This window comes from Rhodanobacter sp. G1, from assembly GCF_055397855.1.
Genome location: NZ_AP039674.1, coordinates 2948598 through 2962641, shown reverse-complemented (window position 1 = coordinate 2962641; position 14044 = coordinate 2948598). Strand labels below are relative to the sequence as shown.

At 63.3% G+C, this 14044-nt stretch carries 12 protein-coding genes and 1 tRNA gene; 11 read left to right on the top strand and 2 right to left on the bottom strand.

From position 1 onward, the window contains the following. Positions 1 to 20: 20 nt before the first annotated feature. The 11 genes from grxD to ACZ5Z2_RS13155 all read left to right on the top strand — a co-directional run bounded on the left by grxD (position 21) and on the right by ACZ5Z2_RS13155 (position 12871). Positions 21 to 347 carry a Grx4 family monothiol glutaredoxin gene (gene grxD, locus ACZ5Z2_RS13205; RefSeq protein WP_464759052.1) on the top strand — a complete coding sequence of 109 codons (327 nt, stop codon included), beginning with the start codon at positions 21 to 23 and terminating at the stop codon, positions 345 to 347. Beyond that, positions 344 to 1114, top strand: a complete 771-nt coding sequence (locus ACZ5Z2_RS13200) for an SDR family NAD(P)-dependent oxidoreductase (RefSeq protein ID WP_464759051.1) — start codon at positions 344 to 346, stop codon at positions 1112 to 1114. The genes grxD and ACZ5Z2_RS13200 overlap by 4 nt, the downstream gene beginning before the upstream one ends. 11 nt (positions 1115 to 1125) lie before the next feature. Next, positions 1126 to 1725 carry a YhgN family NAAT transporter gene (locus ACZ5Z2_RS13195; protein ID WP_464761708.1) on the top strand — a complete coding sequence of 200 codons (600 nt, stop codon included), beginning with the start codon at positions 1126 to 1128 and terminating at the stop codon, positions 1723 to 1725. Between the two features lie 270 nt (positions 1726 to 1995). Continuing rightward, a complete protein-coding gene (locus tag ACZ5Z2_RS13190; protein WP_464759050.1) occupies positions 1996 to 4560 on the top strand; it encodes a TonB-dependent receptor in 2565 nt (854 codons plus the stop codon). A 304-nt stretch (positions 4561 to 4864) separates the two neighbouring features. Further along, positions 4865 to 8221: a TonB-dependent receptor gene (locus tag ACZ5Z2_RS13185; protein ID WP_464759049.1), complete on the top strand. Its 3357-nt coding sequence runs from the start codon at positions 4865 to 4867 to the stop codon at positions 8219 to 8221. Between the two features lie 172 nt (positions 8222 to 8393). Next, a complete protein-coding gene (gene ppnN, locus ACZ5Z2_RS13180) occupies positions 8394 to 9794 on the top strand; it encodes a nucleotide 5'-monophosphate nucleosidase PpnN (RefSeq protein WP_464759048.1) in 1401 nt (466 codons plus the stop codon). 66 nt (positions 9795 to 9860) lie between these two features. Beyond that, a tRNA-Asn gene (locus tag ACZ5Z2_RS13175) sits at positions 9861 to 9937 on the top strand. A gap of 173 nt (positions 9938 to 10110) precedes the next feature. Next, the gene (locus ACZ5Z2_RS13170; protein ID WP_464759047.1) at positions 10111 to 11373 is read left to right on the top strand and encodes a tyrosine-type recombinase/integrase; all 1263 of its coding nucleotides are present in this window, start codon (positions 10111 to 10113) and stop codon (positions 11371 to 11373) included. A gap of 3 nt (positions 11374 to 11376) precedes the next feature. Next, positions 11377 to 11979 (top strand): hypothetical protein, encoded by a 603-nt coding sequence (locus tag ACZ5Z2_RS13165; protein WP_464759046.1) that lies wholly within the window; start codon positions 11377 to 11379, stop codon positions 11977 to 11979. Between the two features lie 75 nt (positions 11980 to 12054). Further along, complete coding sequence (locus tag ACZ5Z2_RS13160) at positions 12055 to 12267, top strand: helix-turn-helix transcriptional regulator (RefSeq protein ID WP_464759045.1); 213 nt, start codon at positions 12055 to 12057, stop codon at positions 12265 to 12267. A gap of 85 nt (positions 12268 to 12352) precedes the next feature. Beyond that, positions 12353 to 12871: a hypothetical protein gene (locus ACZ5Z2_RS13155; RefSeq protein WP_464759044.1), complete on the top strand. Its 519-nt coding sequence runs from the start codon at positions 12353 to 12355 to the stop codon at positions 12869 to 12871. A 146-nt stretch (positions 12872 to 13017) separates the two neighbouring features. Here the strand turns inward: ACZ5Z2_RS13155 and ACZ5Z2_RS13150 are convergent, their stop codons facing one another. Together ACZ5Z2_RS13150 and ACZ5Z2_RS13145 are read right to left on the bottom strand one after the other, a co-directional pair. Next, complete coding sequence (locus ACZ5Z2_RS13150) at positions 13018 to 13413, bottom strand: hypothetical protein (RefSeq protein ID WP_464759043.1); 396 nt, start codon at positions 13411 to 13413, stop codon at positions 13018 to 13020. Between the two features lie 90 nt (positions 13414 to 13503). Further along, positions 13504 to 13986 carry an SHOCT domain-containing protein gene (locus ACZ5Z2_RS13145; protein WP_464759042.1) on the bottom strand — a complete coding sequence of 161 codons (483 nt, stop codon included), beginning with the start codon at positions 13984 to 13986 and terminating at the stop codon, positions 13504 to 13506. Positions 13987 to 14044: the final 58 nt, after the last annotated feature.

The following is a 14044-nucleotide window of genomic DNA, read 5'->3' as shown; positions in this document are numbered from 1 at the left end:
TAAAGACGTACACCCGACCTATGGACGTAAACGAGCGAATCAAGTCGCTGCTCGCTGCGCACCCCATCGTGCTCTTCATGAAGGGCACGCCGGAATTCCCGATGTGCGGCTTCTCCAGCCGCGCCGCGCAGGCGCTGCAGCAGGCCGGTGCGCCGTTCCATGCGGTGAACGTGCTGGCCGATCCGGAGATCCGCGCCGCGCTGCCGCACTACGCGAACTGGCCGACCTTCCCGCAGCTGTTCATCGAAGGCGAGCTGATCGGTGGCTGCGACATCGTCGTCGACCTCGAAGCCTCCGGCGAACTGGCGCGCATGGCCGGCGATGTGAGCGGAGCAGTGCGCGAATGACGCTGCCGACGGCGCAGCTCCCCGTGGGCTGGACGCCCGCCAGCAATACCCTGGCTGGCCGCGTGATACTGGTCACCGGCGCCTACGGCGGCCTGGGCGGCGCGGTGGCGCGTGCGGCCTCGCGCGCTGGCGCCACCGTCGTCGCCAGCGGCAAGCGCAAGCGCCAGCTGGAGCAGCTTTACGATGCCATGCTGGCCGAAGGCCTGGCCGAGCCGGTGCTCCATCCGCTGGACATGGAAACCGCCACGCCGCGCGAATACGCCGCGCTGGCCGACGGCCTGCGCCACGACTTCGGCCGGCTGGACGGCATCGCGCACTGCGCCGCCAGCTTTGCCGGCCTCACGCCGGTTTCCATGCACAAGCCGGACGACTGGCTGCGCGCGATGCACGTCAACGTCAACGCGCCGTTCGCGCTCACCCAGGCCTGCCTGCCGCTGCTGCAGGAGGCAGCCGACAGCGCGTCGGTGTACGTGCTGGACGATCCGCAGCGGCTGGCGCGCGCGCACTGGGGCGCCTACGGCGCGTCGAAGGCGGCGCTGGAACGTTTTGCGGCGATCCTGCACGAGGAGACCGACGAGAGCCCGCTGCGCGTGCACGCGCTGCTGCCCGCGCCGATGCGCACGCGGCTGCGCCGGCAGGCGTATTTCGGCGAGGACACCACGCAGCATCCCCTGCCGGAGGCCGCGGCGGAAGCGCTCGTCTGGCTGCTGTCCGCGCAGGGGGCGTCGGCACGCGGGCACGTGCTCGATTTGCGGGGAGAGGGTTGATGGAATCGCAGATGACCACCTTGTCGGCGGCAATCATGCTGTTCCTGATCATGGATCCGCTGGGCAACATCCCGCTGTTCCTCAGTCTGCTCAAGGACGTGCCGCCCAAGCGCCGCCGCCGCGTGATGGTGCGCGAGCTGCTGATCGCGCTGGGCGTGCTGCTGGGCTTCCTGATCGGCGGCCAGCACCTGCTGAGCCTGCTGCAGCTCAAGCCGGATTCGATCAGCATCGCCGGCGGCATCGTGCTGTTCCTGATCGGCATCCGCATGGTGTTTCCGCCGGCGGACGGCGGCGGCATCTTCGGCAAGTCCGGCGGCGGCGAGCCCTTCATCGTGCCGATGGCGATCCCTGGCGTGGCCGGCCCCTCGGCGATGGCGGCGCTGCTGCTGCTCACCAACACCCAGCCGGGGCGCACGGCCGAATGGGCCGTCGCGCTGATCGGCGCCTGGTCGGCCACGGCGCTGATCCTGCTGTTTTCCACCTACCTGTTCCGCTGGCTGGGCGAGAGCGTGCTCACCGCGCTTGAGCGGGTGATGGGCATGCTGCTGATCGCCTTGTCGGTGCAGATGTTCATGGGTGGCGTGGCGGCGTTCCTGCACCTGGCGCTTTGACGAAACCATACGCTTGCGAATGCAAAAGGCTGGAACCAGTGTAAAATTGTTGTAAAATGCGTAGGGAACAATGCGCAACGCTTCAACGAAAGGCGGCGCGCCTAGGTAAGCGAGCCGCAAGAACATTCGAGTCGCAGGTCTGCCGCTCGACCTTTATAGGAGGTCGGGCTTTTTTGTGCCCGGAATTTACGTTTTTTCTTGCGATTCCGCATTTGCCCGCTACTACAAATCGATCATTACCGGTTTCACTTCGCACTACGGGGTACACACATGAAACGAGCCTACCTATCCGCTGCCATTGCACTGTCCCTTGGCCTGGCGTCGTCGATGACGTTGGCGCAGACCACGGCTGGCAACAGCCAGTCGACGCAGGGCACGACCCAGCAGGGCGGCGGCGGCCAGGCCAGCGTATCCAGCACCTCCAAGGTGTCGGCGGTGGCCACCAAGCGCGCACGTGAACTGCAGTCGGTCGTGGTGACGGCCACGATGCCTGTCCTCGGCGGCGGCCTGATGTCCGAGCAGGACGCGCCCAAGGCGGTGTCCACCATCACCCGCGAGGCGATCCAGCAGGGCGCGCCCGGCGGCACCTTCGCGCAGGCGATCGAGAGCATCCCCGGCGTGTTCACGTCCACCGACGACTACACCGGCCTGAACGACGGCGACTACTCCATCCGCGGCTTCACCAGCGACGAAGTCGGCACCACCGTCAACGGCGCGCCGATCAACGACAGCGGCAGCTACAAGGTGTACGCCACCGAGTACGGCGACGCCGAGAACATGGGCGACATCACCGTGCAGCAGGGCTGGCCGGACGTCGACCAGCCGATCTCCGGCGCGGCCGGCGGCTCCATCGGCTGGGCGACCATCGACCCGTCGCACGAGGGCAAGCTGGACATCAGCCAGACCTTGGGCGGCAACAGCTATCACCGCACCTTCCTGCGCCTGAACACCGGCGACCTCGGCCCGGTGCGCTCCTGGCTCTCGTACTCGAACAACGAAGCCAGCATCTGGGACGGCCCCGGCAAGCAGAAGGTGACCAAGGTCGACGGCAAGTCGCTGTGGACGATCGACGACCGCAACTCGATCTCCTTCTCGCTGCAGTACAACCGGGAGGTGAAAAACAACTACATGCACCTCACCAAGGCCCAGGCCGCCACCCGCTACGACCAGAATTATTCCGGCATCTGGGCGGTTCCGGCCAACCTGAAATCCACCTACACCAACGACTGCAGTCCGTCCACGACGTACAACGACTGCTACTACGGCCTGCACGTCAATCCGTTCAAGAGCTGGCTGGCCAGCGCCGACGGCGAGTTCACCCTGACCGACAGCCTGCATCTGTCCGTGGTGCCCTACTTCCAGTACAACGATGGCGGCAGCGACAGCGCCACCGCCTTCACCGAGATGACGCCCAGCGGCTACACCATGAAGGGCAAGACCAAGATCTATCCCTCCGGGACGTACGGCTACGTGGATGCCGACCTCAATGGCGATGGCAAGGTCACGCCGGGCCAGCAGGCGTTGGTTTCCTCCGACAGTCAGCAGAGCACCTACCGGCCGGGCGTCATCGCCAAGCTGAGCCAGGACTTTGGCACGAACGACACGCTGGTCTACGGCGTATGGTGGGAGCGCCCGCGCGAGCAGCAACGGGAAGTGTTCATGCCGATCGACTACGCCACGGGGCAACCGGCCGACATCTGGGGCCACACCGACCTCATCCGTTATCCCAACGGACAGACGATGATGGCTTATAACGAGTACACCACGACCACCAACGAGAAGGCCTTTGCCACCAATACCTGGACGCCTTCCGACCAGTGGACGGTCACCGCGGGCTTGGCCTATGTCTGGACGAAGCGCGTGGGCTGGGATTATCAGGATCCGGGCTCCTACGTTGCTGCGTGCAGCGGCAAGTATTACTACGAATACAAGTGCGGCTACGGCGGCCAGTTCGCCCTGACCTACCACAAGTGGTCGCCCACGATCGGCGCCAAGTTCCAACTGGACGACCAGAACCAGTTCTATTTCGGCATGGGCCGGACGTTCCGCGCGCCGGTGAACGGTGCGGCCGCCCAAAACGGCGCCGCGGCCATCTTCAACGAGCAGCATCCGGATCCGGGCTACAGCTTCACCGCCACCAACAAGCCGGAGACGTCCACGAGCGCCGACCTGGGCTGGCGCTTCTACACGACCCGAGTGTCGGCCAGCGTCGATGCCTATGCCGCCAACTTCCGCAATAAGCAGGTGAGCGGCTATGACGAGAACAGCGGTTCCACAGTCTTCACGGAACTTCCCAGCGTGCACATGCGCGGCCTGAACGGCGAGGCCAGCGTAAAGCTGACCAGGCAGTTCACGCTGTACGGCTCGTACACGTATACCTTGGCTCGTCAACAGGACAACGTGAACACGGGTGGCGACGGCATCTACTGGACCAAGGGCAAGACCTTGACCAACACGCCGCGCAATTCGGGTTACCTGCGCCTCGGCTACAAGCAGGGCGGACTGTGGGCCAGCCTGAGCGCGAAGTACCGCGGCGCAGTGTGGGGCGACTGGTCGAACACCGAGAAGGTTGGCGGCTACACCGCGTTCAACCTGAGCGCGGGCTACCACCTGCCCGATTTCTCGACGGACTTCACCAAGCCCTACATCAAGCTCAACGTGTTCAACCTGACCGACCATCACGCCTTCACCTGGGCGTCCAGCAACCCCTTCTTGGCCTCGAGCGCCGGAACCGTGTACGACGTCAATGGCGACAAGCTCTATACGGGGGCGGCGACCTACTCGATCCTGCAGGAACGCACTTACATGATCACCTTCGGCGTCTCGATCCACTGACGTCCTGGTCATCGCCCACGGCCGGTACGGCGTGGGCCATCGGGCCGGCTCCTTCGGGGCCGGCCTTTTTTGTTGCGACCCCCGCGATGCTTCGTGGCAAACAGCGAAATATGCAAGAAGTTACGAATCTGTAATATTCTTAACGTAACTTTACGCCGAGCGGGACGCCGCCAGTGCAACTGGCCCGGGCCGCTTCACCCAGGGAAAACAAGAAGAATCGCCGCCTTGCCCGCCAAATCGGGCGGCAGTCGGCCCGGCTGTTGCCCTGAATCGTTGTTTGTTGCGAACCACAGTGGGGTCCACGATGAGAAACACCAATCGCACGAAATTGCTTCCGGTCGCCATTGCCGCGCTGCTGGCTTCCTCGCCGATCCTGGCGCAGGACACCTCGTCCTCGATCAGCGGCCGCGTGCTCGACGGCAGCGGCCAGCCGGTGGCCGGCGCCACCGTGCAGATCGTGCACGAGCCGTCGGGCACCACCAAGATCGCCACCACCGGCGCGGACGGCCGTTATGCGGCGCAGGGTCTGCGCGTGGGCGGCCCATTCGACGTCACCGTGTCCAAGGCCGGCATGGCCCAGGCCGAGCAGAAGAGCGTCTACCTGCAGCTGGCGCAGGACACGTCGGTCAACCTAACGATGGGCGCCGCGCAGATCAAGGACGCGAAAGAACTCGGCGCCGTCACTGTATCGGCCAGCGCGCTGTCGCAGACCTTCACGCCGGACAACAAGGGCATGTCCACCAATGTCTCGCAACGCGAGCTGCAGGCGGCGCCGTCGCCCGGCCGCTCGATCGCCGACATCGCCCGCCTCGACCCGCGCGTGAGCATCTCCGACCGCGGCGAGGGCGCCATCTCCACGATGGGCATGAACAACCGCTACAACGCGATCACCGTGGATGGCGCTGGCGTGGGCGACCCGTTCGGCCTGAACTCCAACGGCATGCCGTACATCGGTTCGCCGATCTCGGCCGACACCATCGAGGAATACAACATCTCCACCGCGAACTTCGATGTCGCTTCCGACACCGTGGGCGCCAACATCAACGCCGTCACCAAGAGCGGCACCAACGATTTCCACGGCTCGGTGTATTACGCCTACCGCAACGCCGACAAGCTGGTCGGCAAGGCCGGCTGGCTGCACAAGGACGCCCCCGGCTACGACTACGCCGGCTACAACCACGACTGGACCGCCGGCGCCACGCTGGGCGGCCCCATCGTCAAGGACAAGCTGTTCTTCTTCGTCAACTACGAGAAGGAGAAGACCATCGGCCTCGGCGCCGATTCGGCCAATGCCCTCGACGCCAGCCTGGGCAACGGCCCCTCCACTTCCAACAAGGTGTCGCCGGGCGACCTGCAGCGCATCATCACCGCCGCCAAGGCGCTGGGCCTGAATCCTGGCAACTTCAGCGGCGGCAACGTGGATCTGCAGGACAAGCGCTACCTGGCCAAGCTGGACTGGAACATCAGCAACAACCACCGCGCCAGCCTGAGCTACCAGCGCACCAAGGAAACCCAGCCCATCGTGCAGGGCAATTCCAGCAATTCGATCGGCCTGACCAGCTACTGGTACACCAAGAACAGCGACACCAAGAACACGGTGCTGCAGCTGTTCGACGACTGGAACGAGAACTTCTCCACCGAAACCAAGCTCGGCTATCGCCAGTTCTCGCAGGTGCGCACCGTGGACGACCAGCAGCCGCAGGTGTTCGTGGACGTGGGCATCAGCACGAAGAACGGCAAGCAGTCGGGCTCCACGCCCTATGTCGACTTGGGCGAAGACCAGTACAGCCACTACAACGTGCTGAACATCAAGACCTGGAACCTGTTCGAGGCGGCCACCGTGTACCTGGGCGACCACACGCTCAAGGCCGGTATCGACTTCCAGCAGAACAAGATCTACAACCTGTTCGGCCGCACCGAGTTCGGCGCCTACACCTTCTACGGCATCGACAACTTCGAGAAGGGCATCTACGGCTCGTACAACATCTACCAGCCGTCGCAGGGCTACACCCTCGACGACGTGGCGGCGCAATGGACGCTGCGCCAGACCAGCCTGTTCCTGCAGGACTCCTGGCAGGTGAACAGCAACCTGTCGGTGCAGTACGGCATCCGCATCGACCAGGCCAACACGGGCGACAAGCCGGTGTACAACGCGAAGGTCGGCCAGACCTTCGGCATCGACGCGAACGGGCGGGTGGTGGCGAACTACGCGGCGGGCAGCGGCGTCACCCCGCTGCGCAACGACAACACCATCGACGGCCTGCGCATCGTCGAGCCGCGCGTGTCGTTCAACTACGCCTTCGACGGCGAGCGCATGATGCAGCTGCGCGGCGGCTTCGGCCTGTTCCAGTCCAACCCGCCGACGGTGTGGATGACCAACCCCTACCAGAACAACGGCATCACCACCACCGTGTACCAGGTGTACAACGATTACGGCGTGCAGCCCGGGCAGGGCAACGGCCTGCCGGTGTTCAGCGCCGATCCGCACGGCCAGAACCTGCCGCCGCCGGCCAACAGCCAGATGGGCGTGGACACCATCGATCCGAACTTCAAGCTGCCTTCCGTGTGGAAGTACAGCCTGGCGTTCGATCGCGAGCTGCCGTGGTGGGGCACCGTGTTCTCGGCCGAATACCAGTACGTGAAGGTGCGCAACGGCATCTGGTACCAGATGCTCAACCTCGGTACGCCCACGGGCACGATGCCTGACGGCCGCAACCAGTACTGGAAGACGCCGGGCGAAGCCGGCTCCAGCGGCGACGCGCGCGCCAACGCAAACAGGAGCTTCACGGGCAACTCCACCTACCTCACCAACACCCACAAGGGCCATGCCGAGGCGCTGACCCTGTCGCTGAAGAAGCCGTTCTCCGACAACTGGTTCGGCAGCGTGGGCGTGACCTTCGGCAATTCCACCGAGGTCAATCCCGGCACCTCCAGCCAGGCCAGCTCCAACCTGTCCAACAACGCCTGGGTGAATCCGAACGACGAGACGGTGGCGCGTTCCAACCGCGCGGTGCGCCAGCGCGTCAACGCGTCGATCACCTGGCAGCACCGCTTCTTCGGCGACTACGTCACCAGCATCAGCGCGTTCTACGACGGCCACACCGGCGAACCGTACAGCTGGACCTTCGGCAACGACGCCAACGGCGACGGCATCGGCCAGGGCACCGACCTGGTCTACATCCCGCGCAACGGCGAGGCGACCCTGCTGCAGCCGAACGGCAAGCCGGCTACCGATGCGCAGATCCAGCAGTTCTACAGCTACATCCAGAGCGACAAGTACCTGCGCAAGCACCAGGGCCAGATCGCCCAGCGCAACGCCGCCACGGCCGCGTGGGTCAACGACCTGGACATGAGCTTCCGCCAGGAGATCCCCGGCATCTTCAAGGGCAACAAGGGCGAGATCCGCCTGGACGTCTACAACGTGCTGAACCTGGTCAACAAGCGCTGGGGGCAGCAGCACGACGTGGGCTTCTACCAGACGCGCAACCTTGCCGATTACGCCGGCGTGGGTTCCGACGGCAAGTACATCTACAAGCTGTACACGGACAAGGCCGGCAACTACCAGCCGGAGCAGCTGACCGTGTACGACGCCGGCACCTACACCAAGACCAACGTGGTCTCGCGCTGGTCGGCGATGCTGACGGTGCGCTACACGTTCTGAGCCGCGTCCCGGCGTAGCGGCGGAAGCCGGCGCCCCGCAGGGCGCCGGCTTTTTCATGGCGCGAATCCTGTGAGCCGTCTTGCCTTGACTGCGCTGCGGCCAAGGCGGGAAGCTTCACGGTCGCCGCATCCGCGCGGGCGTGTGCCTGCGGGACAGTGGCATGGAGATACCGATGAACGATGCAGGTGCCGGCGAAGCCGGCCACAACGCCACCGTGAGCGCGCGGATTTCGCCTGCCGGTGGGCTCGACATTCTTTCCCGCCACGAAGTGGCGCGCCTGCGCGGCGCCAGCGATTCGGGCCTGCACAGCCTGCTGCGCCGCTGCGCGCTGGCCGTGCTGACCTCGGGCACGATCAGCGACGATCCGCGCGCCATCCTCGAACAGTACCCGGACTTCGACATCCAGGTGCTGCAGCAGGATCGCGGCATCAAGATCGAGCTGAGCAAGGCGCCGGCGCAAGCCTTCGTGGATGGCCAGATCATCCGCGGCGTCAACGAGCTGCTGGTGGCGGTGGTGCGCGACATCGTCTACGTGTCCACCCAGCTGGAGCAGATCGGCGGCGACCTGGATCCGTCCGATGCGCTGACCCAGGTGGTGTTCGAGATCCTGCGCAACGCGCGCATCCTCAAGCCGAACATCGACCCGAACCTGGTGGTGTGCTGGGGCGGCCACTCGATCTCGCGCGAGGAGTACGACTACACCAAGGCGGTGGGTTACCAGCTCGGCCTGCGTGGGCTGGACATCTGCACCGGCTGCGGCCCGGGCGCGATGAAGGGGCCGATGAAGGGCGCGACCATTGCGCACGCCAAGCAGCGCCGCCGCAACAACCGCTACATCGGCATCACCGAACCGGGCATCATCGCAGCCGAGTCGCCGAACCCGATCGTCAATCACCTCGTGATCATGCCGGACATCGAGAAGCGCCTCGAAGCGTTCGTGCGCATCGGTCACGGCATCCTCGTGTTCCCCGGCGGCGTGGGCACGGCCGAGGAAATCCTCTACCTGCTCGGCATCCTGCTGCATCCGGACAACGCAAGCATCCCGTTCCCGCTGATCCTCACCGGGCCGAGGCAGTCGGCGGCATACTTCGAGCAGATCGACAAATTCCTGCGCCTTGCGCTGGGCGACTCGGTGGCGCAACGCTACCAGATCATCGTGGATGACCCCGCCGCGGTGGCGAGGGCGATGGCCAAAGGCATCGACAAGGTGCGCAACAACCGCCTGGACACCAAGGACGCGTTCTTCTTCAACTGGGCGCTGCGCATCCCGCTGGAATTCCAGACCCCGTTCCGCCCCACCCACGAGGCGATGCGCGGCCTGCAGCTTCGCCATGGCCGCCCGCTGCACGAACTGGCGGCCGACCTGCGCCGCGCGTTCTCCGGCATCGTGGCCGGCAACGTGAAGGAGGAGGGTGTGCTGGCGATCGAGCAGAACGGCCCGTTCGACATCGACGGCGACCGCGACATCATGCAGGCGCTGGACAAGCTGCTGAAGGCCTTCGTCGAGCAGCACCGCATGAAGCTGCCCGGCGGCGCGGCCTACGTGCCATGCTATCGCGTTGTCACGGGCTGACGGTGCAACCAATGCGGGCTGTCGGCTTGACAGTCCGCTGCTCGGCCGACAAACTACGCAGCTCCCGCCCGAATAGCTCAGCCGGTTAGAGCACTTGACTGTTAATCAGGGGGTCGTTGGTTCGAGTCCAACTTCGGGCGCCATATAAGCATCACGCAGTACCCCGAAACACCCTAGAAACCGCGCCACGGCGCGGTTTTTTGTTGCCTGCACGTCACGCAAGGCGCCCGGTAAGTCCCTTGTGGTCACCCAAGTCGAGCGGTAACGTTGACGGTAACCGGGCCATTCGCCCGACCTGTTGCCGGGAGTTACCGTCATGCTGACCCCTTCCGCAGTCGCCAACGCCAAGCCGCAGGCCAATCCGTACAAGTTGGCCGACGAACGCGGGATGTATCTGCTGGTGAAGCAGGACGGGGCCAAGTGGTGGCGCTTCGATTACCGGCGCCCCGACACCGGCAAGCGCAATACGCTGAGCCTGGGCACCTTCCCTGATGTGAGCTTGCGCAAGGCGCGTGAGAGGCGCGAGGAAGCCCGCGCACTGGTGGCCGACGGTATCGACCCCAGCGAGCAGCGGCAGGCCAGCAAAGCCGCCAGCGCGGCCGCAGCGGCCAATACGTTTGAAGCCGTCGCCCGCGAGTGGCTGGCGCGCAAGGCCGCGCACGAATGGGTGCAGACGCAAACGGCGAAGGAAACCCGCAACCTGGAAAAACACGTCTTCCCCAAGATCGGCAGAAAGCCGATTGTCGAGTTGGACGTGGACGACCTGTCCCCCATCGTGCTGGGCCTGGCCGACGCCGGGCACCACGAGCTTGCACATCGGCTGCGCGCGAACCTGAGCCGCATCATGGTGTACGCCGCCGCCACCAAGCGCATCGCGCGCGGCATGAACCCTGCCGCCCCGCTCAAGGAATTGATGCCACCGCGTCGGCCATCGAAGCGGTTGCCTACCCTTACCGATCCCGAGCGCATCGGCGAGCTGCTGAGGGCCATCGACACGCACGCCGGCACGTTCATTGTCGGCTGTGCGCTCAAGCTCTCCGCCATGTGGGCGTGCCGCCCCGGCGAGATTCGCCAGTCCGAATGGGCGAACGTCGACCTGGAAAGCAAACATCCGACGCTGACCATCCCGCCCAGCATCCGCAAGCTGCGGCGCGTGCAAAAAGAAGACCCGGAAACCTCCCCGCACATCGTGCCGCTGTCGACGCAGGCTGTTGCCATCCTACGCGAACTGCGCACCGTGACCGGCAACAGCAAGTACCTGTTCCCCGGCGCGCGCGATCCGAAGCGCTCCATGAGCGAGGCCGCCGTGACTGCAGCCCTGGCTCGGCTGGGCTATAAGGGCACGCTGGTCGCGCATGGCTTCCGCCACATGGCCAGCACGATGCTCAACGAACACGGGTGGACGCCGGACGCCATCGAGCGCCAGCTTGCGCACAAGGACAAAGACAAGATTCGCGGCACCTACAACCTGGCGCAGTACATGGACGAACGCCGCCGCATGATGCAATCGCTAGCCGACTATCTGGACGGGCTGCGCGCTGGCGCTGATGTGGTGCCATTTAAGCGCAGGGCTGGGTGAAACATGGCGCAGACGGATGAAAGCGAGTCGGAAAAATCGACAAGTGAGTTTGATGTTGGCGTGTCCAAAGCGAAACTGCGCAAAAAAGGCGATTTCGATGGGCTGCTAGGGCAGCTGCCACGCAATGCATCACTACTGCTCAACGACATCTTGTCGGAACTGCGCGACTGCGTGCTACGGAAGCACTCGCTAGCTGAAACGCGCCGCCTGCTGAAAGAGCGCGCACCGCGTTCAGGCTACAGGAATGTAACCCCGGTCGCAGACGATGTAGCACTTGCGCTTGACCTATTGATAAGCATCGCAAGTGCGGCGCGTTGTGAAGGGGATCATTTTGCCAAGTTAATTTTTGGGCCCGAAGTGTTGATGCTTCGGCCAGCGGCGCAGCGTGATGCAGAGCGGAAGGAGGCAATGCGTAAGGCTGGCAGGGTTACTGGGGCTCAGAAACATGAAGAGGCGGTAGCCCGATATGTCCAGTGGTGCCAAGAGGCAGACAATCTAGTTGCGAACGGCAAGAATCCACGCGACCTGGCTGAAATATTGGCTCAGCGCCATAGCACGTCTGCCTCGACAATTCGGCGGGGGCTCAAAAAAGCGCGCAAGAGCTAAGCGTGCGCGCGCCTAGGTGTCCAGTATTCCCCAGCACATCCCGCCAAGTACGCGGGCAACCCTGAGGATTCTGCAATGACATCTAACGTCCTTCCCGCTCCCGGCGAACTCGTTGACGAACACGAAGCGGCAGCGATCCTATCAACCGCCGTGCGGACGCTACGGAACTGGCGCGCACTCGGCAAAGGTCCGCGCTATCGCAAGATCGGCTCACGTATGGTGCGCTATCACCGTGCCGATCTTGCTGAGTTTCAGAAAATCATGACGGGTGAGACTGCCGTTGTATGAGTGCCGCTCACCCGTTTAATCTGCGCGGCAATCAAGGCTGCACGCTCCTGTGTCGTCCAATACATCCTGCCTATCGGTGCACGCCATGAAGCATGATGCTAAACGGCGCGAGCGGCTGAAGGGGCGCTCCGGCGAAATAGTTAGCTTTGCCGGAGTCCCTCGCGAAGTCATGAATACCCGAAAGTACCGAGCCCTGTCGGCACCAGCAAAGGTTCTGCTTTTCGAGCTGTGCAGGCAGTATTGCGGCTCCAATAACGGCAATCTATGCGTGGCCTGGGGCGTTGTGAAGGATCGCGGCTGCGGCACACACACGACTGTCCAGAAAGCTGCCAAAGAGCTTGAGAATGCCGGAATGATCGAGCGAACCGAACAGGGAGGGCGGCACAAGCCGAATTTGTACGCGTTGACATGGAAGGCCATCGACGACTGCGGGGTGCGTGTAAGCTTTTCACCGAGGTCTATTCCTTCCGGTTTGTGGAAGGACGTGCAGTCACCATTGCCGTCCGTCCAGCAGGCGCCAGAAATTGAAAGGCCATACCCGCAAGACGGGCATGCCTTAACCACGAAACAGGTAAATCGGTCTTTTTTGACGAACACGCCATGACGAATCTACCTGTGGAACGGGTCTATCGGACTACTTTTGGTCATTGAATCTACCCGCCGATCGGGTACCTATATAGATATACCAAGGGGGTTCTTGTAGCCGGCGCCTAAGTAGATTTCAATTCTGGAGGCTGGAGCGCCTCTGAGTCATGCGAAAAGGAGTCCTATGGTTATGGCTGCAATCACTTGGGAAGTCACCTCATAAATGAGCGCGACGATGAATGTGCGCCCCACGGGCGATGAGGGATTCTTCGACCGAAACGCACGGTGCAAAATGAGTGCTTTAAATATCAAGGCGGTAGGAACCGCAATACAAAATGCAATGGCCAGGTTTTCAGAGAAGAACCATCCGAACAAAGCGCCTATGACTAGAAAGGCTGCCTGGAGCAGGCAGGAAATCCCAAATGCGTACAAGAATGACACGCGTGCCTTGGCCGCAAATCTTGCTCCCCATATGAGAACGAGCGATCCGGCAACTAGGACGATGAGGGTGCCCAGTGCAGCCTGTGTGGCAAGCACTTTCAATTTATCGACTTCGGTCATCTTAGTCGTGGCTTCTGTATGAAAGGGGGTCAGGCACGCCCCTCGCGCGCGCGAAAGGTGCCAATGGGTAGGTGCCTACGTCGATGATGTTCATTGCTCCCCTAGTATTTTTTTCTTCTGCGCGTCGTACTCGTCCTGGGTGATGATGCCTTTATCGAGCAAGTCCTTCAGCTTAATAAGCTGTGTGTACAGGTCTTGATGTGATTGCGGCTGAGATGGAGCAGCGGCTTGCTGGTTCTGCACGACCACATCGGGGCGGGCGACCAACATCCCGTTACGGGCTAGCGGGTCATCCTTGTCCACCACGCGAAACTCGTAAGTGAACTCGGCGAAGCGTCCTGGTCCAGCGGGTATGGATTGTGTGGAAACGCCAACGGCGACCTTGCCTTGGCTCTCAGCGAACGCGTTGGCTTGTCCAATTACATCGGCTTGAAGCTTGGCGGCGTTGCCGAACATGCCTGCATGGTCTTCCTTCGAGAGCATGTAGGTGTTGTCGGAAATCTTGACGATGCCTGGATTGGCGCAGCCGGCCAGCAGCGCGGCGCTGGCAATTAAGAAGATGGTCCGTTTCATCGTTCTGTCCCCTGATATCCGAAATTCCCCAAGGGGCATCCTAAGGCCATAACCTGAC